This is a genomic window from Ruegeria sp. CDSA079, assembly GCF_059612245.1.
The window spans coordinates 16,262-35,580 of the sequence record NZ_JBXWQF010000017.1 but is presented as its reverse complement, the minus strand read 5'-3'; the positions used below and the strand labels follow the sequence as shown (position 1 = coordinate 35,580).

The following is a 19,319-nucleotide window of genomic DNA, read 5'->3' as shown; positions in this document are numbered from 1 at the left end:
CAGACAGCTGAGATTTGCGGGAATGGTGGCTTCGTCGATCAAACATTTTTGGGTCAAATCAAGTCGAAATCACAATTCTACATTCCAGCCCGCCGAGCAACGCAGATGTTCCCAGATTTAGATGGAAGTTATAAGCGTTCAATAAATCGACTGCTATTGCCAGCCCCAATCCACTGCCGGTGACCGACGTGTCCAGCCGACCTCCTGATCGCAGAGCCTCTCGGTGGGCTTGTTGGGTAATCCCGGGGCCGTCGTCTTCGATACTGATTTCGATGCATCCAGGCTTGCGTTCGGCGGTCATACGCACGCTTTGTCGACACCACTTGACTGCATTGTCCAGCAAGTTTCCCAGTACTTCTTCGATGTCCTGTGCATCCATGCGTACCCAGAGTCCGGGATCACGTGCGATCTGCAGAGATTTTCCCTCGCGATCCACCATTGTCGAAAACAACCGTGCTAACCGGTCGATGGAGTTTGTCAGATCAGTCCGCGAATGGGTTAGATCCGCGGTGTGTAATGCACGCAATCTGGCCAAAGATCGGTTTAACTGGGCATCTATCCGATCAAGTGCCTCTTGCGCAGTATCCGTTGTGGCACCCGTGCCGGAAAGCGAATTCAATTCGTTCCGCAAAATGGCGGCCGGAGTTTTCAAAGCATGGGCTAAATCCGCGGCCTGACGGCGTGATCCCGACAGAATCTCGCGGTTCCGGCTCAGGAGTTTGTTCAGGTCCTCGACAAGGGGTGAGACTTCTTCGGGGTAATCGGTCGGTCTGAGGTCTTCATCTCGATCCCAGCGACTCGCGACATCAGTACGCAATCTTCGCAGCGGCCCGAGTATGAAGGTCATCAGCAGCAACGATCCGACCACACCTATCAGACCAACAAGTGCGAACACGGGCAATAGGCTTTGCTGCGCAGCACGGCGCTCGGCGACAAGCTGTGCTCGGCTTTCTGCAACGCTGACGCCCCAAACTGAGCCGTCTTCGAAGGTGATTTTTTGAAAGGCACTACGCAGAACTTCATCTTCCGGGCCGTTTGTGTTCCAGAGCGTTGGAGCATCTGGATTGCCAGCCGGCTCGGCAATAACTTGGTCAAACAGTGAGGCAGACGTAAAAATCTCTCCGTCGTCGCTGCTGACTTGCCAGTATCGCCCAGAGTAAGGCGTACTATAGGCCGGGTCGAACATCAGATCACGAAGTGCATCCGGGCTTTGGGTGGTGACACTCAAACCTACAACAAGCTGTGTATGGCGATCCAATAGGGCTGTGTCGAAGCGGTCTGATACGCGGTCATTGATGTAAGAGAAGACGGCAAGTGTGCCCAGTCCTACAGACACAGCTCCGGATGCAACGCCACCCAACAATGCCCGTTGACGCAGTGATAACATCAGTCTGAGTCAATCATGTATCCGCGGCCTCGTACTGTAGTGATCAAATCGGGGCCTAGTTTCTTACGCAAGCGGGTTACGAAGACTGCAATGGTGTTTGAATCCCGGTCACCATCGTATTCATAGATATGTTCTGAAAGCTCAGTTCTTGAGATCATGCGCCCGGCATTATGGGCCAGATAGGTCAGCACAGCGATTTCCTGAGCGGTCAGGTCAATCGGAACACCATCGACTGTCACCCGCCCGTTGCGGGTGTCCAGCATGACATTCCCCATCTCGATCACAGGGTTCAACTGACTACTTTGCCGTCGTAGTATGGCGCGAACACGTGCGGCCAGTTCGGGCATATGGAAGGGCTTGGTCATATAATCATCTGCACCGGCATCCAGACCATCGACCCGCTCACTCCAGCCATCACGGGCGGTCAGGATAAGAACCGGGGTTTTGACACCCGAACCACGCCACTCCCGCAAGACGGAAATACCGTCCCGTCCCGGCAGGCCGATGTCCAGAATGATCATGTCGTACGGTTCGGTCGCGCCCAGATGTAACGCGTCGAGACCGTTTTTTACCACATCCACTACTCGACCTTCAGCATTCAGTAGCTTTTTGATCTGTTCACAGAGGTGTGGTTCATCTTCTGCAAGCAAAACTCTCATACACCAGCACTATATGCACGTGACTGAAAGTTTAAACATCATCTTTTTCCTCCGCTGTTACCGCCGCTGTTACCACCGGAGTCACCGCCACCGTTTCCACCGGAGTTTCCACCGCCATTACCGCCGCCATTGCCATTACCGCCGCCATTGCCGTTGCCGCCGCCATTGCCGTTACCGCCACCATTGCCGTTGCCGCCACCATTGCCGTTGCCGCCGCCATTGCCGTTACCGCCACCATTGCCGTTGCCGCCACCATTGCCGTTGCCGCCACCATTGCCGCCGCCATTGCCATTGTCGCCGCGGTTTCCATTGATGCTATTGTTCGCCGACGCCTGTCGCGACGTACCAACAGCGGAGTTGCCTGGCGCTGTCTTAGCAGCGTCAGTCACCTGCCGCCCAACATTTGAACGATTGGGTACAACAACACCGGTTTTTGCATTGACAATAACACTAATTATCTTGCCATCGGGTTTTTTGACCAGAATGCGATAGTACACCTGATCCGTCTGGAACGCGCGCGCGTCTACTGGCGTGCCACCAAAGACGCGCTCCACACCCTTGATAACCTTATTGAGCCGAATGGCTTTTCCCGAACTTGTCGCCTTGCGTAATTCAGATTGTTTCAACTCGCGGGCGGCCGCATTGCTGTGTCCGGGTTGGAGAACAGCGAGAAGGCAGGCAATGATCAAGAGCTTTTTCATCTTTGGTACTTTTTACGGCACATACGCCCGTTCAATCTAGCGAAAGCTACATGAACCGGTGATGAACAACCAGTTTCCCATGGGTTCAACGACGATGGGTTTAAATGACAAAAGCCCGGGCACGAATCCGGCAAGCATACTGCGCCGGTACGAACCGGAATCTTGAGAATGCGGACCGCAGAAATCCAAACTCGAAGAAAGAGAATCGCCATGAAGAAAACAATGTCTGGATTGTTAAAAACCTCAGCAATTGCCGTCGCTTTGATGGGTTCAGCCGCGATCGTCGGATCGATCGCCTTTCCCGACTTTGCCTACGCGAAAGGGGGCAACGGAAACGGCGGCGGCAATGGTGGTGGAAATGGCGGCGGCAATGGCGGCGGAAACGGCGGCGGAAACGGTAACGGCAACGGTGGTGGGAATGGAAATGGCCACGGCGGTGGAAATGACGGAGCTGGAAACGGTAAAGGCTTAGGAAAGGGCGGGTCCAAAAGTGAAGGAAAGTCTGCGGCTGGAAAGTCAGACAAAAAAACAACCGGTGTCACTGGAGCACAGCCCCAATCTTCGAAAGGGAAAAAATTCTCTCTAAAGGACATATTTGGCGGCAAAAAATCCAAGGCCAAGAAAACCAAAACCAAGACTACGAAAGTAACGCGAACAACGAAAATTTCGCCTCAGGTCACCAAGTCCGTTCGCCCGGAAAAGCGCCCGACAGGGAATAAAATGGCCACGTTGCTTGGGGTGCACCCATCTGAACTGGGGGCGTTGAATGCAGCAAATGCAAGCGAGACGGCTTTGCTGAATGCAGCACCAAATTCGCGAGTGGGCCGAATTGCTACTTATCGTGATACTGTATTGGCCGGGGATGATCTGCGGGCGGCGCTGGAGGAACAGCAGGATCTTCTGGAGGGGATGACGCCGCCGGATCGATCTGTCTCTGAAATCGAACAGGATCTTGAAGCAGCCCAGACAGACGTTGAAGAAAAACAAGATCTTGTGAACGACCTTGAAGAGGCGCTGGCTGACGCCGGTGGCACCGATCCCGACATTGAAGCAGCGCTTGAGGAAGCAAACACCGATCTCCAGGACGCTATCGATACGGCTGAGAGTCTGGAAACCGAGAAGAAGGATGCCGTCGATTACGAGCAAGCGGTTGCCGAGGTCGATGAGTTGACAGAAGCCGTTGAAGATCAGGAACTGACTGAACGTGAAGCGCTGGAAAACGCGGCAAACAAGCCTGTCACTGATGAGGTCGAGGATGCGGTGAAATCACTTCTTGGACTAGATAGCTGACAGTATTGGCCTGCTATTTTGCAAGCCGATGGTGGCCGGGTCAGCCATGTCTTTACCACGAGCATGGTTGACCCGACATCATGTTGGTAGCGCTCGGTTTGGATAGTCTGGATCACACTCTCCTGACTTTGAATGCATCAAAGTCACTCAAACAAATAAGCCCGCTCCGATTGCGGAGCGGGCTTTGTCGTTACCTGATTTGGTCGCCGTAGCCCGGAAGCGTGTTTTGCTTCCAATTGTCAGATCAGACGTCCCTGTTTGCCTCATCAAGTCGCTTGTTACTGATGATATCAGTCAGTGCATTTTCGATAGGAGGGAAGCGATTGTTGCTCGAATTTTCGGTATTTGAAAGTTCACCGCGAACGGCGGCACTTGTGGATCGCATCGATGCAGGAATGCAAAGCTCGACCTCAACGGCAGTCTTGATCATTCTTTTCCCCTTCCACTAAGCCGGACACTTTTTTAGCCCTGCGGGGATCAGTATGAGTGATACAGGTTGAACACTCAGAGAATACATTGTTCACGTTCTGTTAATGTTGTCTCTTGAGGGTAAACAAAAGCTAAGAGGATTTTTGCCGCGTAGAATAAACCTGCCTTCAAAGGTCTTCCTCAAACAACAGCACTAATTGGGCAGAGAAGTTGTAAGTATTCGATTTGGCGCAGGCGGCAATGACCTTATAGCAGGAGCCAACGTGGGTTTCGACTGGCTCCCTTGGGAAAAAAGTTCGCTGTTCTTTGGATAGAGTTTCTTCATCAAGGATTACTTCGATACACTATGTACTGGAGCGTTTGAATACATGTTGATCGGCACGGGCAGGTTCGCGGCGTCAAGTTACGGTTCTGATCTGAAGGTGCTAACTTTCTACTTACGTAGATCAATCGGTGGGAGCATACCAAAGACTTTGTGATCTACTGCGGATCCAACGGCTCAGGCAATGCGATTTGATCTCGGCGTCGACGCTTACACTCAACGTCCGTTGTGTCCGCATAGCCGCTGTCCACGGCTCCAAAACACAGAATTTTTTGATCTAAAGTCCGCGTCCTCTGCATCGCTGCTGTCGCAGAGGCCTAGTGCTGCAAACGCGGCGAAGGCCTTGTGTGGTTGGGTGAGAAAGATCCTGAATTTGATATGAAGGCCTTTCTCGATGACATGTGGGAAGAAAGCTGTGAAGAATCTGTCACTCTAGCTTCAATGCAAACCTCGTGGATCCCGCAACCAGATGGCTGATTGGAAAATCGATCCCCGCGAGCGTTTTTCAAGCTTTGTCACGCAGCCAGAACATTGGATAAGCGTTCAACCAACGCTCGCTTAAGCGATGACGAACGTTTGGCGATGGCAGTTTATCTCAAAGCCGTTCCTGTGCCGCAGAGTGAGTTCCCATCAGAGTAACAGGCGTTTGAGGTCGCGATGCAGATATCAAGGATGTTTCCCTCTGTTCGCAGGCAGAAAGCCCAGCGGCTCTATTTCTTTTTTGCCAAACACCTGTTTTAGATCTTGTGCACGTAAACTCACCTATCGCCCGGGTTTTCTTTGACGTTTGATTGGGGGTCGCGGCCAAGTGACACAAAAATTCGCCCTGTGGTCCATCCCAATTTCCATTGCCGTTCTGGCCCTAAAGCTGCTGGCTTGGTGGTTGACTGGTTCAGTGGCCCTGCTGTCAGACGCGATGGAATCCACGGTGAACGTAGTGGCGGCGCTGCTTGCGTATTTTGCCGTGCGGGTTGCCAGCATACCGCCGGACGAAAACCACCCTTTTGGGCACAAGAAAGCAGAGTACCTTTCCGCTGTCGTGGAGGGCATACTGATTGTGCTCGCTGCCTTTTTGATCATCCGAGAGGCGGTGCTGGCGCTGCCCGACCCACATCTTGACGATGCGCCGCTGCTTGGAATCGCGATCAATATCATTGCGACTGGCGTGAATGGTGCATGGGCTTACTTGTTGCTCAAGATCGGCAGGCGCGAGGGGTCGCCTGCATTGGAGGCGAGCTCCCGGCACATCTTCACTGATGTTATGACATCAGTCGGTGTTGTCGTGGGACTAATACTTGCGCTTGTCACCGGCTGGCTGATCCTCGACCCTATCCTGGCAATTCTCGTCGCGCTCAACATCCTGTGGGAAGGATGGAAAGTTATTCGGGCCTCCGTGGATGGCCTGATGGATGTGGGCCTTTCGGATCATGACTTGCAGACTGTCTCTAAAGCAATCGAAGCAAACCTCGGTACAGCTTTAGAGTACCACGATCTCAAAGGGCGCAGATCCGCAAACATCATCTTCGTCGAATTTCACCTTGTTGTAGACGGAGCAATGTCTGTCAGCGCCGCACACGACATCTGCAATGAAATCGAACACGCATTGGAACGTATTTACCCGGGTTCTGTCTTTTTCATCCACCTCGAACCCGATGACGAATTGAAAGGTGGCGGGGCAAAAGCACACTAAGTCTGTTCAACCCCTCTGCAGTATGAATTTTGATCGTTTTCGCAATTCTGACTAAGACGTTTGGCCTGCAATTCATCAGACCAAAGCCCGATGTCGGGGAGTAAAGCTTAGCGTAGCCTGCCTTCAACATCGCGAAATGCGTCTGACAGAATTGGAGGCAAAAATGAAAATTCAAAGAAAGTTAGGCCAACTTCTAAGCACAGCTGCACTGGCTTCGTTGATTGCGGCAACGCCTTACGTGCCAAAGTTTGACGCGGACGGTCGCCTGCAAATTGAACCAGCCTATGCGTTTGCGAAGAGTGGCAAAGGAAAAGACGGGGATGGTCGCGATGACGACCGGGATGATGATCGTGACGATGATCGGGACGACAACTCGGGGTCAGGCAATAGCGGTCGTGGTGGTGATCGCGACGATGATCGTGACGACGACCGGGACGATGATCGTGACGACAATTCAGGATCAGGTAAAGGCGGTCGCGACAAAGATGACGACGATGATGACGATAACTCGAAGCGTTCAAATCAAGGCAGCGGCAAAAAGGATCAGTCCCGAGCGGGGGGCGGGCCATCAAGCTCAGCCGGTATCACAAAGGTTGAGACAAACGCTAACGGCATCGAAGTGCGCTACGCCGATGGAACCAAGGAAGAAATCGAAAACGGTCGGTACGAGAGAAAGAATGCTCAGAATCGAACCGTAGAAGAACGGCCAGCTACGGGTGCTGACGTCTCAAGGCTTCGATCTTTGGCGGATGATATCTCCATCGACAACGTGCGCTCATCCGGGCAAGGGGGCGCCGCTGGAAGTCGCCCAACGAAAATAGAACGCCAGGGCAACAACATCGAAGTAAACTATGCCAACGGTTGGAAAGAAGAGATCGAGTTTGGCCGCTACGAGCTGAAGGACCCATTCAACCGGACTGTTGTTGAGAGAAACGCAACTGCCTCTGATCGTCGGAGATTGCAGTCGGTTGCCAACTAGGCAATAACTCGGGTCGATGTTTAATAGGCGGTTTCTCATTGTGAGAGACCGCTTAACCCATAATAGACATTGCAATTAGTCTGCTTTGTTCCAAACGTCGTGCGCTATTAGAGCGGCTTCTACCCGATTTCGAGCGTGAAGCTTGGATAGGATTGCCGTCATGTAGTGCTTCACAGTTTTTTCCTGCAGGTCTAATTGTTCTGCTATTTCCCGATTGCTCATCCCCTTCGCCACACGTCGAAGTATGTCTTCCTCGCGGTGCGTGAGATCATTGAGCACGTCTCTGTCTTTGGAAATCCCCGCCTCGCTGTTGATCTGAAGCAGCACACGCGAGGCCAGTCCTGGCGACACGAAACCTTCACCTGCGGCGATGCTGTGCAGCGAATCTGTCAATTGGCTGGCTGTCACACCTTTGACAATGTACCCGATAGCTCCTGCTTCCAAAGCATCCGCGACGTCACTGTTGTTCTCAGAGACCGTTAATATTGCGACGAAGGGCGGGTTCGCCATAGCGGCAATTTTGCGTGTCGCGCTTATGCCGCCGCCAGGCATCGAAAGGTCGAGGATGGCTATGTCCGGCTGATGAATGCTGACAAGCGAAACCGCCTCTTCAGCGTTTGAACCAGCGGCGAGAACTTCGAACCCGTCGGCTTCGTCCAATGTACGGTGCAAACCGTCCCTGAAAATCGGATGATCATCCGCAATAATGACAGATGTTGTCATGATGTACTCATCTTTCTGGGAAATAGTGTCATCGCAATTGAAGCGCCGTTGCCGGGGCTTGACGCGACTTCAAACCTGCCACCGATACTCTCGACCCGATCTCGCAAACCCATTAGTCCTTGGCCTCCATCGTCACGCAATACTGTGTCGTCTGAGGGATCAAATCCCGGCCCGTCGTCGCGGACATGTATGACGACACGGTCGCTTTGAGCCTCACAAGTGACAGTGCATTGAGAACCCGGAGCATATCTCGCAGCGTTAGAAAGCGTTTCTTGGAGGAACCGAAAAACACACAATTTGTCGGACAAGGACAACTCGGTTGCCTGGCTTCCTTGAAGCGAAATATCGGGTCGCAATGAACTATGTTCAGAGTGATCTTCTATTGCTCTCTTCACGACATCCATGAGCGCCAGATTGTCGATGTCCGGAGCAGACAGCCCCCGCGACAAAGCACGAATTTCAGCCAAGGACTTCTGCAGTGACTGTTGGATTTCTTCGGCCTCTTTGGGCTTTTCGGAGCCGTCGGAAAATGCAGCGTCTAATCTAAGGGCAGCGAGGGACAGGTATTGAGCGGGACCATCATGAAGCTCGGAACCAAGTTTTTTAAGAAACCGATCTGTTTGCGTGGCATATCGTTCTGACGCTTCGACCACGCGCGACCGCAGCTTGGCATTCTGCTCGGCCATTTGTTCACTTTCTGCCAGACGCCTCTCTAGAAGGCGCCCCTGCCGTCGAATTGTGTTGTCGCCAATTGCCACGATGGAAAACAGAACGATTGTACTTGCCACAAATGCTGATCCGACGACCAACCAACTTGTTCGCCGGGCTCTGGCCATATCAATTTCCAGCTGTTCAGCTTTTTCATAAAACTCTGCAACAGCAATGATTTCGCCCGACCAAAGCTCGCGGATGGGACTATATACTTCGAGAAGTGGTATCCCAAGTGCCGCTTCAGCGGCGCTTTCGGCATGATCAAGCTCTTCGAAAGAGCCGGAGATCTCACCGCCCCATGCTCGCTTTAGATCGTCAGTTGGATCGAAACGGCTTCCAATGATGGCTGAATCCGATGCATGTGCAATCACTCCCCCTTGCTTCCAAAACTTGAAGGAGACAATGCGGTCACGCATTGGCTGGGTCATGAAAATCTCGTCCAGTGCTCGACTCGCTTGATCCGAAAGACGGTCGCCGTGTGCAAGTTCCTGGCTAAGAGGGGATACAATGCTCTCCATATATAACGCCGCAGAGTTGGCAGAATTTTGAACAACTGCGTTCTCGATCCGATTTGACACCCAAACACCAACAATTGCAGTGGCTGTTCCCATCACAACAATGCAGGCCGCAAGAAAAACTCGCGACAATGACCAATTGCCAATTGTCAGGTCAGAAATCTCCGGTCTCATTTCGCTTTCGACTATGAACGACAATCCCTTCGCGCACCACCGACCTTGGTCTGAAGCAATCTGAGTTTAATCTCGGAAATTGGGTTGTAGCCCAGCCCGAGATTTAGATGTCCTCCACCATCCGTAATCGTGCGAGCATTGGGCAGCTAACATTCCCGGTTTCACAATTGGCAGAGAGTTCGCTCAAAGCTCCTTCCAAACGCTCCAATTCATCGATTTTGCATCGAACGTTGGCTATGTGGGCTTCAGCCATTTCTTTTACGGATCGGCAGTCGTCGTCGCCTCCTTCAGACAGGTCCAACAGCGCCTTCGCATCGGAGAGTGGAAACCCCAGATCACGGCACTTCTTGAGCAAACGAAGTCTGCCGACATCGCTTGCTGAATAGAGGCGGCGATTGTTCAGTGCTCGTGCTGGCTTCGGCACGATACCTTCGCGTTCGTAGTAGCGGATGGTTTCGATTCCGACACCGCTTTGCCGGGAAGCCTCTCCTATCGCAATCACGTGAAACATCTCCTCTTGATCCTGTAGTAACTACAGAAGCTATATGTCCAAGGTGTCAACGACTCAACTCAGCGAATTGAGCGCCACCGGAGCGAAAGATGAAGAAATACCTAACCCTCACTTACTTGGGGTCGTTTTCTGCACTTGGCGTCGCGACGTGCTGCGTACTTCCGATGACCATGATGTTGCTGGGTTTGGGCGGCAGCTGGGTGGCAATATTCGGAAAAATAGCAGCCGCCAGCTACTACGTGCTGGCCATCTCATCCGTATTCGTCGCGACAGCGTGGTTCGTATCCCATCGAAACGGATCGTTGGCGCACCTGAAGTGGTGGCTTGCTGGAAGCGCCGCGGTCACTGCGTTGGCATGGGTTATCGTGTTCAACGAAGCTCAAATCAACGACTACCTAATCATGCAGATGTGAGAAAATGACAAATACATCCGTGGTGCTCGAAAGCACATTGACCTGCCCTGAGTGTGGGCACTTCGAAACTGAAAAAATGCCAACGGACTGTTGCCAGTGGTTTTATGAATGCAAGTCATGCAAGTCAGTATTGAAACCGCAGGAAGGCGATTGCTGTGTTTTCTGCTCCTACGCTACCGTACCATGTCCGCCAATTCAGATTGGGGGCAATTGTTGTGGGTAGTTTTTCCAAGAACCGCTGACTGTGATGAATGACCAGTCAGAATGATTGCAGCATGCGCAAAATAGGGCTCTCAGTCAGATTTCGCATCGCGGTTCCTCAACGCCGGCTGTTGATGTGGGAATGTCGGCGCATCTGAGTCGAAAGATTGTGTTGATGGGCATTATGATGGCCACCTGGCCAGAAATATGCAAGAAAGCCACGATGGTCACGCTTCGGGGGAACCAATGGATAGCGCCCCGGATGGATCGAACGGAATGGAGCCTGATGAATGCAATCCATTCCTGTGTAATGCTCTCGCGCTGACATTTCCAGATTCCGAAGTATCATTTGACCAGTCTGAGGCAGCGTTGGCATGGCAGGTAACAAGCTTCTCGACGCTCAATGAACCGGAAGAACCGGACGGACCATCTAACGCTTGAAACAGATTTCCGACGCTGTTTACGGCAGTGAACACGTTCCAGTGTGCTGTAAGAAATTTGCGGCTCCACTCTGTTACGTAAGGTTAGGACCAGTACATGAACCGAGAATTTCTCCTGATCGGCGCTTGCGCCGTGGCAGCCGCCGCTGCCTACGTCATTCTACGCCCCATCCCGTCAACATGGCACGCACGCCGCACCCGGCTATAAAGGTCCACTGAATACATCTCCCCACCCTCAGCTCGTTCGCCTCAGGTGTCAGACCGCGGAATTTTGTTCCGAGACGGTCAGATCAACCAACCGCTCCACCGGCCCTTTTGCCTCCGGGATTCACATGCGAGCGTGTGACCGAATGTCAGGCCGAAGATACAGGCCGCGTGCTGCAAGAGGCGCTGGATGTCAGGCAGATGACCATCATTGTCAGCAAATGCGAAAGCGGCAATGCCAAGATGCCGGTCATCACCATGGACCCTGTGGTGATCTGCGACCGCTTTATGAAATCCGTGCAGGCCTGATGGGTGCAGAGGCCATTCACAGTGCAGCAGATGCGCGCCGGTTGGCCCGGCGACGTCTGCCGTGGATGGTGTTTGACTACACAGACGGGGCCGCCGGGGAAGAAACCGGCACCGCCCGCAACCGCGCGGTGCTGGACGCAATGACGTTGCGCCCGAGCGGCTCGAAAGAGGAGGAACGCACATGCATTTATCCGCCCCAATCTATCGGTCGAAACGACAAGCCAGACTCGCGGCACGCAAGGAACGTATCCCTTTGCACGAGGCGCTGGACCAAAAGGCCGTCGAAGAAGGGTTCCAGAACTGGAGCCATCTTGCATCGTCTTCAACAACAAAAGGGCCAGTTGCAACCATCCTGTCGCAGCTTGTACCCGGAGACCTGATCCTTGTTGGCGCAATACCCGATCACGGCAAAACTCTCCTTGGGCTCGAATTGGCGTCAAGGGCGACAGAGCTTGGCCGGAAGGGTTTTTCTTCACGCTAGACTATCATGAGCGAGACGTCGAAGATCGTTTCTCGGCTCTTGGGATTGGTCCAGAGTCCGAACGAAATGCGATGATTGTTGATACGTCGGACGAGGTGTCTGCGGACTACGTTATCAGCCGTCTTGAACACTTTGGTGAACCGGTTGTTGTCGTGATCGGTTACCTCCAACCTCTGGATCAAAAGCGCACCAACCCAAGCCTTGACGATCAGATCTCTGCGCAGATACGTGAAGGTCACAGGCGCAATTTTGTGCCATGATCTTGCAATTTGATCGCTCGTTCGATCTCAGCGACAGGACTATGCCCGATCTGTCGGATGTTAGGCTACCCAACCCGCTTGATCTGTCTACTTCCGACAAGGCTTGTTTCTTGCGCAACGGAGAAATTCAGATGGACCAAGCTGCATAGTTTGGCGGCACAATTCAATGCCGCGCGCTGACACCGTTTGTATGTCGTGCGATCAGAGTTGGAACCATCATCTCAATAGCACGGCTGCAATCACTGAAACTGTTGACGGGTTTCTGGGGGGCAGAGGGCGGATTCCCGGTATATCTGGCGACAGCTATGAAAGCCTGAAAGCCGCTGCAAATCAGATGTTGAAGCGGCAATAAAAGACGAGCCGCAAAAACACAGGGTGCGCAACTGGCGCACTTCTATCATCAAGCAACTAAGATTGACTATTTCGATAAGAAAGTAACCGTCTAATAAGACACTCCCCGGCCAATGCTTATCCCAAAGCATTATGCGGGCATTTGGTGTTGTAGTGTATCTTCCATCCTTCAATCAAAATCTGCGCCTCTCGGAAGCAGTGGAAGACTTCTCCATCCTGAAACTCAGCCCTGAACCAAGCCTTGGAGTTTTCACCGCAATCTTTCCACCGTCAGGGATTTTGGGACAGGCGGCAGCCTGATTTTTCCGCGTGTAATGCGGTCCTGGGCGGGCGTCTACTGGTCCGTTTTCGCCGTGCAATCTGTTTCTGTCGGTTCTGAGATGAATTCTGTCCGAAACAGCATCTGGAAAATATACCGTAGTGTGCACAAGTCATAGGTTGCAACGAACAGGAGCTTTCATGCGTTATTCAGCTCTGAGGATCTTCAAAGAAGCCTTGACCGGGCATAAGGGGTGGACCCAGCAATGGCGCGATGCGGCGCCAGCAGAGTCCTATGATTATGTTATCATTGGCGGCGGCGGGCACGGGTTGTCGACAGCCTACTACCTTGCCAAGGAATTCGGCGGCGCGCGTATCGCGGTTCTGGAAAAGGGCTGGATCGGTGGTGGCAATGTCGGGCGGAATACGACGATCATCCGATCGAACTATCTACTGGACGGAAACGAGCCGTTTTATGAGTTTTCGCTGAAACTGTGGGAGAACCTGGAACAGGATTTCAACTATAATGCGATGGTCAGCCAACGCGGAATCCTGAACCTTTTCCACAACGACGCTCAGCGCGATGCGGCGCGGCGCCGGGGCAATGCGATGATCCTGAACGGATCGGATGCCGAGTTGTTGGATACCGAAGGCGTCCGGGCCATGTATCCGTTCCTGAACTTCAACGACCAGCGGTTCCCGATTCAGGGTGGCCTGTTGCATCGGCGCGGCGGTACAGTTCGCCACGATGCGGTCGCCTGGGGGTATGCGCGTGGCGCCGATATGCGCGGCGTGGATATCATTCAGAATTGCGAAGTCACCGGCTTCCGTATCGAAAACGGCAAGGTACTGGGGGTCGATACCACGCGCGGCTACATCGGTGCCAAGAAGGTCGGTGTGACAGTTGCGGGCAGTTCCAGCCGGGTCATGGCAAAAGCAGGCATGCGTCTGCCCATCGAAAGCCACGTGTTGCAGGCCTTTGTTTCCGAAGGGCTGAAGCCGTTCATCCCCGGTGTGATCACCTATGGGGCAGGGCATTTCTATTGCAGCCAGTCCGATAAGGGCGGGCTGGTGTTTGGTGGTGACATCGACATGTACAATACCTATGCGCAACGCGGCAATTTGCCGGTGGTCGAGGACGTGATCGAAAGTGGAATGTCGCTGATCCCGGCGCTTGGTCGTGCGCGTCTGCTGCGCAGCTGGGGCGGGGTTATGGATATGTCCATGGACGGCTCGCCCTTCATCGACAAGACCCATATCGACGGCCTCTATTTCAACGGCGGCTGGTGCTACGGCGGGTTCAAGGCAACACCTGCCTCGGGCTACTGCTTTGCCCATCTGCTGAAAACCGATCGCCCGCACGAGGTTGCCACGGCCTATCGGCTGGACCGTTTCATGTCCGGAAACATGATCGACGAAAAAGGGCAGGGCGCCCAACCGAACCTGCACTGAGAGGCGAACCAGATGATTATCAACCATCCTTTGCTTGGCCCGCGTGACGCGCAGGAATTTACCTATCTGGGGGATGCCACGCTCATCAACCGGCCTGACTGGCAGTCGGAGAACGCGCTAAACGCATTTCATGACTATCTGTATCTGCGCGACAACCCGGCAGGCGAACATCGCGAGCTTTGGTATCACGAACAGGGCGACCGTTCCTGGCTGGTGGTCACGCGGAACACGATGACCCACGAAATTCTGAATGTCGAACTGGCCCACGACGTTGCAAAAGCGGCTGCGGCAGAAAGGTCTGCACAATGACGAACGGCAATCGTTTGAATGGCGGTCTGATCGACCGCAGCACCAGCCTGAACTTCAAGTTCGACGGCAAAAGCTTCAGCGGATTTCAGGGCGACACGTTGGCCTCGGCCTTGCTGGCCAATGGCGTGCGGCTGATGGGGCGGTCGTTCAAGTATCACCGCCCGCGGGGCGTGTTGACCGCAGGCAGCGAAGAACCCAACGCACTGGTCGAGCTGCGCTCGGGTGGGCGGCAGGAACCTAATACCCGCGCCACGGTTGCTGAGCTGTATGACGGGCTGAGCGCGAATTCGCAGAACCGCTGGCCGTCGCTGGAACGCGATTTTATGGCGATCAATGACCGGTTCTCGAATTTTCTGACGGCCGGCTTCTACTACAAGACCTTCATGTGGCCCAAAGCGTTCTGGGAAAAACTGTACGAACCTGTCATCCGCAAGGCCGCAGGGCTTGGTAGCCTGACTGGGGAAGATGACCCGGATGCATACGACAAGGGTTTCCTGCATTGCGATCTTCTGATTGTCGGCGCAGGCCCTGCCGGTCTGGCCGCAGCGCTAACCGCCGGACGCGCGGGCGCACAGGTCATTCTGGCCGAGGAAGATTTTCATCTGGGCGGACGTCTGATCGCTGAAACCGGTGCCTTGGCTGATGTGTCGGGTGCGGACTGGGTTGCGCAAACTCAGGCCGAACTGGCGGGCATGGGCAATGTGCGCCTGATGCCCCGGACCACCGTGTTCGGAGCTTATGATCACGGGATCTATGGCGCAGTTGAACGCAACGCCGATCATCTGGCGATGCCGGCCGAGGGCAAACCGCGTCAGACCTTGTGGCGCATCTACTCGAAACGCGCGCTGATCGCGCCGGGTGCGATTGAACGGCCCATTGCGTTTGAAAACAACGACCGTCCCGGCATCATGCTGGCCGGTGCCGTGCGCGCCTATGTCAATCGCTGGGCCACGACACCTGCGCAATCCGTTGTGGTTTTCGCCAATAATGACGATGCGCATCAGACCGCACGCGACCTGATTGCGCAGGGCGTCAAGGTGCCCGCCATCGTTGATACGCGCCCCGAAGCGCCGGATGTCGAAGGTACTGAGGTTCTGAAAGGTGCCGAGATCATCAACACATCCGGTCGCCTTGGCCTGACCTCGGTTCAGGTGCTCACGGACAAGGGTTTTACCCGCGATCTGCATTGCGAGGCTCTGGCGATGTCGGGCGGCTGGAATCCGAACCTCGGCCTGACCTGCCATCAGCGGGGCCGTCCGGTCTGGAACGCGGATATCCATGCGTTTGTTCCGGGTGAAGAGGGCCTGCCAGTCGGTCAGATCGTGGCGGGTGCCGCAAAGGGTGACCTGACCACCGATGCTGCCCTCCAAGGCGGGGCAAATGCCGCCGTTACCGCGCTTTCCGATCTTGGGATCACTGCGACCCCGGCAGACCTGCCCGCGGCTCAGGACGCACCCGTATCTCTGTCGCCGTTCTGGCATGTCAAAGGTGCGAAACGTGCGTGGCTGGATTATCAGAACGACGTGACCATCAAGGACGTCAAGCTGGCGCACCAGGAAAACTTTACCTCGGTCGAGCATCTCAAGCGCTATACCACGCTGGGCATGGCGACGGATCAGGGCAAGACCTCGAATGTGGGCGCGCTGGCGGTGATGGCCGAGCTGACGGGCAAGTCGATCCCCGAGACAGGCACAACCATCTTCCGCCCGCCCTATACGCCCGTTGCGATGGGTGCGTTGGCGGGCCGCGCAGTCGGCAAGGAATTCCACCCGACCCGCCTGACCCCCAGCCACAAATGGGCCGAGGAACAGGGTGCGGTATTCCTGGAAGTTGGCAACTGGCTGCGGGCGCAATGGTTCCCGCGCAAGGGTGAAACCCATTGGCGTCAGTCGGTGAGCCGTGAGGTCCTGCAGACCCGCAACTCGGTCGGTGTCTGCGACGTGACCACACTGGGCAAGATCGACGTGCAGGGCGCGGATGCTGCCGCTTTCCTGAACATGATCTATGCAAACGGCTTTGCAAAACTGCCGGTTGGCAAGGTTCGCTATGGTCTGATGCTGCGCGAAGATGGCGTGGCCTATGACGACGGTACCGCCGCGCGTCTGGCCGAGGATCAATTTGTGGTGACCACCACAACCGCCAACGCGGTTCTGGTTTATCGCAACATGGAATTCGTCCGTCAGTGCCTGTGCCCCAATATGGACGTACAGCTGATCTCGACCACCGAAGCGTGGGCGCAATATGCGGTCGCCGGTCCAAACAGCCGCAAGCTGCTGCAAAAGATTGTCGATCCCGAATTCGACATCTCGAACGAGGCATTCCCCTTCATGGCCTGCGGTGAGATCACCGTGTGTGGTGGCTTGCGTGCGCGCCTGTTCCGTATCTCGTTCTCGGGCGAATTGGCTTACGAAATCGCCGTGCCCACGCGCTATGGCGACGGCCTGATGCGGGCGCTGATGGAAGCGGGTGAAGAGTTCGACGTGGTTCCCTACGGCACCGAGGCGCTGGGCGTCATGCGGATCGAAAAGGGCCACGCGACGGGCAACGAGCTGAACGGGACGACAACGGCCCTGAACCTTGGCCTTGGCCGCATGGTAAGCACCAAGAAGGACTGTATCGGCAACGTACTCAGCCGTCGTGAGGGCATGAACACCCCGGATGCGCTTGCTCTGGTCGGGCTGAAACCGGTGGATGCCAAGGACACCCTTCCGGCAGGCGGGCACCTGATGAACATAACCGGGCCGGTCGATGCAGCCCATGATCAGGGATATGTCACCTCGACGGCTTTTTCGCCGATCCTGAACAGCTCGATCGCCCTAGGCTATGTCAAAGGTGGTTTCGATCGCAAGGGCGAGCAATTGCGTCTGGTCAACCCGCTGGAAGGTCAGGAAGTTCTGGTCGAAATCGTCAGCGCTCATTTCGTGGACCCGGAAGGGGAGAAGCTTCGTGCATAAATTGAAACCAATCACCCCGCTGGGCAGCGACACACCGCGTCAGGACGTGATCGGCACGATCACCATCACCGAGGTTGTGGATCAGGCGCTGGCCTCGGTCGCGGCACGCACAGATCAGGGCGCAACTGTCAGGGACGCCATGTCCGACAAGACCGGACTGGCGCTGCCGGATGTCGGCCAAAGTGCCGAGGCTGGACCTTATAGCGCGTTCTGGATGGGGCCTGACCAATGGATGATCACCGCCGCGCATGATAGCCACGAGCTGCTGGCGGCAGAGCTGAAAAGCAGCCTGGGGGACAAAGCTTCGGTCGTCGAACAAACCGACGGCTGGTGCAGGTTTGACGTGGCGGGCGCAGCATTGTGTGATCTGTTTGAGCGTCTGTGCAACGCCCCGGTGCGCACCATGAAACCGGGCGCAGCAATACGCACGACGGCTGAGCATCTGGGCGTGTTCCTGCAGCGATTGGCAGACGACCGGATGGCCGTATATGGTCCCCGCTCTTCGGCGGGATCCTTGCATCACGGGCTGGTGGCCGCAGCGCGGTCAGTCGCTTAACTGTCAGCCTGATGGCAGCACGTCATCGCTGCCGACACGTAGTGAATTTTTGGCACGCCGATCACTGATCGGCGTCACGCCAAAAGTCTCGCGATAATGCCGCATGAATGCGCCGGGCGTGGCGTACCCGACCATATAGGCAATCTCGGCAACCGGGTCGTTTGTGTACAGAACCAGTTGCCGTGCCTGTTTCATCCGCATCTTTCGATAGTAGCTAAGAGGGCTTTGGCCGGTCGCCTTCTTAAAACCGCGCTCCAGCGAGCGCGCGGATAGGCCAACGGCCTCAGCCACCTCGCTGATCTGTATCGGGTTTTCGATATGTTCGGCAAAATGCTGAATGGCGCGCGCAACCTGTTTCGGCATCAGGTCCTGACTTTTGGCTGTCGAGATCGCCGGAATTTTCTGCGTCACCGCCGCGCTACGAATGAAAGGGTGCTGAAACCAACAGGCGACTTCAGCCATTGTTTCACCATCCAGACGCTGTTCGATCAGTGTCAGCATATAGTCAAACACGGCTGAGGCACCGGAGATGGTCGTAAATGCCCCTTCGGTGCAGATTACGGTGTCTTGTATCGGAATCTCTGGAAACTCTGCCTGAAATGCGGCCTCATAGCACCAATGAACCGAGAGGGAGTTTTCTCCGATTAACCGGCTTCTGGCCAATGGAAACACACCGCCGCTGATCGCTCCAAGCCGTGTCTTACCTCGAAAGAGCCTTTGCAGGACCGCATTCGCCTTTGACGGGTTTTCAAACACGCTGTTTGGGCTTGCAGCAAACAGCAAATGATCCAGAGATTTGACTTCAGCCAGTGCACAATCGGGAGAGAAGTTCACCCCTGCAGAGGATTGCACGGCTTCGTCTTTTTCAGCAACCACCGTCCAGCGAAAGGCATCTTGACCTGAAATCTCGTTGGCGGCGCGCAGAGGTTCGATACATGAGGTCAGGCAAGCCATAGGAAAGCCCGGAAAGATCAGGATGCCGATAGACGTGGTTTGTTGTTCTTCCATTTTTTCACATCATGCTTTTACTGGGCTGGGTC

General features: G+C 54.8%; 19 protein-coding genes and 3 pseudogenes. 13 read left to right on the top strand and 9 right to left on the bottom strand.

Annotated features, from left to right (window positions below; all coding sequences use genetic code 11):
• Nucleotides 1-58 precede the first annotated feature (58 nt).
• From AC2FJZ_RS16460 to AC2FJZ_RS16450, 3 genes are read right to left on the bottom strand one after another with little or no spacing between them, the layout of a single operon-like run.
• Nucleotides 59-1,387 carry an ATP-binding protein gene (locus AC2FJZ_RS16460; protein WP_496778973.1) on the bottom strand — a complete coding sequence of 443 codons (1,329 nt, stop codon included), beginning with the start codon at nucleotides 1,385-1,387 and terminating at the stop codon, nucleotides 59-61.
• The gene (locus AC2FJZ_RS16455) at nucleotides 1,387-2,046 is read right to left on the bottom strand and encodes a response regulator transcription factor (protein ID WP_496778971.1); all 660 of its coding nucleotides are present in this window, start codon (nucleotides 2,044-2,046) and stop codon (nucleotides 1,387-1,389) included. The genes AC2FJZ_RS16460 and AC2FJZ_RS16455 overlap by 1 nt, the downstream gene beginning before the upstream one ends.
• 38 nt (nucleotides 2,047-2,084) lie before the next feature.
• Nucleotides 2,085-2,747 (bottom strand): PepSY domain-containing protein, encoded by a 663-nt coding sequence (locus AC2FJZ_RS16450; RefSeq protein ID WP_496778969.1) that lies wholly within the window; start codon nucleotides 2,745-2,747, stop codon nucleotides 2,085-2,087.
• A 210-nt stretch (nucleotides 2,748-2,957) separates the two neighbouring features.
• On the opposite strand from AC2FJZ_RS16450, the gene AC2FJZ_RS16445 reads away from it, so the two are divergent.
• The gene (locus AC2FJZ_RS16445) at nucleotides 2,958-4,037 is read left to right on the top strand and encodes a hypothetical protein (protein WP_496778967.1); all 1,080 of its coding nucleotides are present in this window, start codon (nucleotides 2,958-2,960) and stop codon (nucleotides 4,035-4,037) included.
• 244 nt (nucleotides 4,038-4,281) lie between these two features.
• Here AC2FJZ_RS16445 and AC2FJZ_RS16440 read toward each other — a convergent pair whose 3' ends face one another.
• On the bottom strand, nucleotides 4,282-4,467 hold the full coding sequence (locus AC2FJZ_RS16440) for a hypothetical protein (RefSeq protein ID WP_496778965.1): 186 nt from the start codon (nucleotides 4,465-4,467) through the stop codon (nucleotides 4,282-4,284).
• Nucleotides 4,468-5,578: 1,111 nt separating this feature from the next.
• On the opposite strand from AC2FJZ_RS16440, the gene AC2FJZ_RS16435 reads away from it, so the two are divergent.
• Nucleotides 5,579-6,478, top strand: a complete 900-nt coding sequence (locus AC2FJZ_RS16435) for a cation diffusion facilitator family transporter (RefSeq protein ID WP_496779039.1) — start codon at nucleotides 5,579-5,581, stop codon at nucleotides 6,476-6,478.
• A 163-nt stretch (nucleotides 6,479-6,641) separates the two neighbouring features.
• Complete coding sequence (locus AC2FJZ_RS16430; RefSeq protein WP_496778963.1) at nucleotides 6,642-7,457, top strand: hypothetical protein; 816 nt, start codon at nucleotides 6,642-6,644, stop codon at nucleotides 7,455-7,457.
• A 75-nt stretch (nucleotides 7,458-7,532) separates the two neighbouring features.
• Here the strand turns inward: AC2FJZ_RS16430 and AC2FJZ_RS16425 are convergent, their stop codons facing one another.
• The 3 genes from AC2FJZ_RS16425 to AC2FJZ_RS16415 all read right to left on the bottom strand — a co-directional run bounded on the left by AC2FJZ_RS16425 (nucleotide 7,533) and on the right by AC2FJZ_RS16415 (nucleotide 10,091).
• Entirely contained in the window at nucleotides 7,533-8,180 is a 648-nt protein-coding gene (locus AC2FJZ_RS16425; protein ID WP_496778961.1) for a response regulator, read from the bottom strand.
• Entirely contained in the window at nucleotides 8,177-9,580 is a 1,404-nt protein-coding gene (locus tag AC2FJZ_RS16420; RefSeq protein WP_496778959.1) for a sensor histidine kinase, read from the bottom strand. Before AC2FJZ_RS16420 ends, AC2FJZ_RS16425 begins: the two co-directional genes overlap by 4 nt.
• A 103-nt stretch (nucleotides 9,581-9,683) precedes the next feature.
• On the bottom strand, nucleotides 9,684-10,091 hold the full coding sequence (locus tag AC2FJZ_RS16415) for a MerR family transcriptional regulator (RefSeq protein WP_496778957.1): 408 nt from the start codon (nucleotides 10,089-10,091) through the stop codon (nucleotides 9,684-9,686).
• An 89-nt stretch (nucleotides 10,092-10,180) separates the two neighbouring features.
• Between AC2FJZ_RS16415 and AC2FJZ_RS16410 the strand changes: the two genes are divergently transcribed.
• The 6 genes and pseudogenes from AC2FJZ_RS16410 to AC2FJZ_RS16385 all read left to right on the top strand — a co-directional run bounded on the left by AC2FJZ_RS16410 (nucleotide 10,181) and on the right by AC2FJZ_RS16385 (nucleotide 12,399).
• A complete protein-coding gene (locus tag AC2FJZ_RS16410) occupies nucleotides 10,181-10,504 on the top strand; it encodes a hypothetical protein (RefSeq protein WP_496778955.1) in 324 nt (107 codons plus the stop codon).
• A 4-nt stretch (nucleotides 10,505-10,508) separates the two neighbouring features.
• Complete coding sequence (locus tag AC2FJZ_RS16405) at nucleotides 10,509-10,727, top strand: GDCCVxC domain-containing (seleno)protein (RefSeq protein WP_496668830.1); 219 nt, start codon at nucleotides 10,509-10,511, stop codon at nucleotides 10,725-10,727.
• A 751-nt stretch (nucleotides 10,728-11,478) separates the two neighbouring features.
• Nucleotides 11,479-11,658: pseudogene (locus AC2FJZ_RS16400) on the top strand (sulfopyruvate decarboxylase subunit beta); the annotation flags it as partial.
• Nucleotides 11,658-11,813, top strand: a pseudogene (locus tag AC2FJZ_RS16395) (alpha-hydroxy-acid oxidizing protein); the annotation flags it as partial. The pseudogenes AC2FJZ_RS16400 and AC2FJZ_RS16395, both read left to right, overlap by 1 nt.
• Nucleotides 11,814-11,839: 26 nt before the next feature.
• Complete coding sequence (locus AC2FJZ_RS16390) at nucleotides 11,840-12,139, top strand: P-loop NTPase family protein (protein WP_496668886.1); 300 nt, start codon at nucleotides 11,840-11,842, stop codon at nucleotides 12,137-12,139.
• 71 nt (nucleotides 12,140-12,210) lie between these two features.
• On the top strand, nucleotides 12,211-12,399 hold the full coding sequence (locus tag AC2FJZ_RS16385; protein WP_496778953.1) for a hypothetical protein: 189 nt from the start codon (nucleotides 12,211-12,213) through the stop codon (nucleotides 12,397-12,399).
• A gap of 468 nt (nucleotides 12,400-12,867) precedes the next feature.
• Here the strand turns inward: AC2FJZ_RS16385 and AC2FJZ_RS16380 are convergent.
• Nucleotides 12,868-12,975: pseudogene (locus AC2FJZ_RS16380) on the bottom strand (integrase core domain-containing protein); the annotation flags it as partial.
• A 234-nt stretch (nucleotides 12,976-13,209) separates the two neighbouring features.
• Here AC2FJZ_RS16380 and AC2FJZ_RS16375 point away from each other — a divergent pair.
• Genes AC2FJZ_RS16375 through AC2FJZ_RS16360 form a run of 4 tightly spaced genes read left to right on the top strand, consistent with a single transcriptional unit; the run spans nucleotide 13,210 to nucleotide 18,279 of the window.
• Nucleotides 13,210-14,460 carry a sarcosine oxidase subunit beta family protein gene (locus AC2FJZ_RS16375; RefSeq protein WP_496778951.1) on the top strand — a complete coding sequence of 417 codons (1,251 nt, stop codon included), beginning with the start codon at nucleotides 13,210-13,212 and terminating at the stop codon, nucleotides 14,458-14,460.
• 12 nt (nucleotides 14,461-14,472) lie between these two features.
• Nucleotides 14,473-14,769 (top strand): sarcosine oxidase subunit delta, encoded by a 297-nt coding sequence (locus tag AC2FJZ_RS16370; protein WP_050604202.1) that lies wholly within the window; start codon nucleotides 14,473-14,475, stop codon nucleotides 14,767-14,769.
• Complete coding sequence (locus AC2FJZ_RS16365; protein ID WP_496778949.1) at nucleotides 14,766-17,723, top strand: sarcosine oxidase subunit alpha family protein; 2,958 nt, start codon at nucleotides 14,766-14,768, stop codon at nucleotides 17,721-17,723. The genes AC2FJZ_RS16370 and AC2FJZ_RS16365 overlap by 4 nt, the downstream gene beginning before the upstream one ends.
• Nucleotides 17,716-18,279 (top strand): sarcosine oxidase subunit gamma, encoded by a 564-nt coding sequence (locus AC2FJZ_RS16360; RefSeq protein ID WP_496778948.1) that lies wholly within the window; start codon nucleotides 17,716-17,718, stop codon nucleotides 18,277-18,279. Before AC2FJZ_RS16365 ends, AC2FJZ_RS16360 begins: the two co-directional genes overlap by 8 nt.
• Before the next feature lie 3 nt (nucleotides 18,280-18,282).
• Here the strand turns inward: AC2FJZ_RS16360 and AC2FJZ_RS16355 are convergent, their stop codons facing one another.
• Nucleotides 18,283-19,287 (bottom strand): GlxA family transcriptional regulator, encoded by a 1,005-nt coding sequence (locus AC2FJZ_RS16355; protein WP_496778946.1) that lies wholly within the window; start codon nucleotides 19,285-19,287, stop codon nucleotides 18,283-18,285.
• Nucleotides 19,288-19,319 lie beyond the last annotated feature (32 nt).

Excerpts from the sequence above, each read along its gene's own strand:
- AC2FJZ_RS16460 (WP_496778973.1), bottom strand. The coding sequence starts at position 1,387 with ATGTTATCACTGCGTCAACGGGCATTGTTGGGTGGCGTTGCATCCGGA.
- AC2FJZ_RS16455 (WP_496778971.1), bottom strand. The coding sequence starts at position 2,046 with ATGAGAGTTTTGCTTGCAGAAGATGAACCACACCTCTGTGAACAGATC.
- AC2FJZ_RS16450 (WP_496778969.1), bottom strand. The coding sequence starts at position 2,747 with ATGAAAAAGCTCTTGATCATTGCCTGCCTTCTCGCTGTTCTCCAACCC.
- AC2FJZ_RS16445 (WP_496778967.1), top strand. The coding sequence starts at position 2,958 with ATGAAGAAAACAATGTCTGGATTGTTAAAAACCTCAGCAATTGCCGTC.
- AC2FJZ_RS16440 (WP_496778965.1), bottom strand. The coding sequence starts at position 4,467 with ATGATCAAGACTGCCGTTGAGGTCGAGCTTTGCATTCCTGCATCGATG.
- AC2FJZ_RS16430 (WP_496778963.1), top strand. The coding sequence starts at position 6,642 with ATGAAAATTCAAAGAAAGTTAGGCCAACTTCTAAGCACAGCTGCACTG.
- AC2FJZ_RS16425 (WP_496778961.1), bottom strand. The coding sequence starts at position 8,180 with ATGACAACATCTGTCATTATTGCGGATGATCATCCGATTTTCAGGGAC.
- AC2FJZ_RS16420 (WP_496778959.1), bottom strand. The coding sequence starts at position 9,580 with ATGAGACCGGAGATTTCTGACCTGACAATTGGCAATTGGTCATTGTCG.
- AC2FJZ_RS16415 (WP_496778957.1), bottom strand. The coding sequence starts at position 10,091 with ATGTTTCACGTGATTGCGATAGGAGAGGCTTCCCGGCAAAGCGGTGTC.
- AC2FJZ_RS16410 (WP_496778955.1), top strand. The coding sequence starts at position 10,181 with ATGAAGAAATACCTAACCCTCACTTACTTGGGGTCGTTTTCTGCACTT.
- AC2FJZ_RS16405 (WP_496668830.1), top strand. The coding sequence starts at position 10,509 with ATGACAAATACATCCGTGGTGCTCGAAAGCACATTGACCTGCCCTGAG.
- AC2FJZ_RS16390 (WP_496668886.1), top strand. The coding sequence starts at position 11,840 with ATGCATTTATCCGCCCCAATCTATCGGTCGAAACGACAAGCCAGACTC.
- AC2FJZ_RS16385 (WP_496778953.1), top strand. The coding sequence starts at position 12,211 with ATGATTGTTGATACGTCGGACGAGGTGTCTGCGGACTACGTTATCAGC.
- AC2FJZ_RS16375 (WP_496778951.1), top strand. The coding sequence starts at position 13,210 with ATGCGTTATTCAGCTCTGAGGATCTTCAAAGAAGCCTTGACCGGGCAT.
- AC2FJZ_RS16370 (WP_050604202.1), top strand. The coding sequence starts at position 14,473 with ATGATTATCAACCATCCTTTGCTTGGCCCGCGTGACGCGCAGGAATTT.
- AC2FJZ_RS16365 (WP_496778949.1), top strand. The coding sequence starts at position 14,766 with ATGACGAACGGCAATCGTTTGAATGGCGGTCTGATCGACCGCAGCACC.
- AC2FJZ_RS16355 (WP_496778946.1), bottom strand. The coding sequence starts at position 19,287 with ATGGAAGAACAACAAACCACGTCTATCGGCATCCTGATCTTTCCGGGC.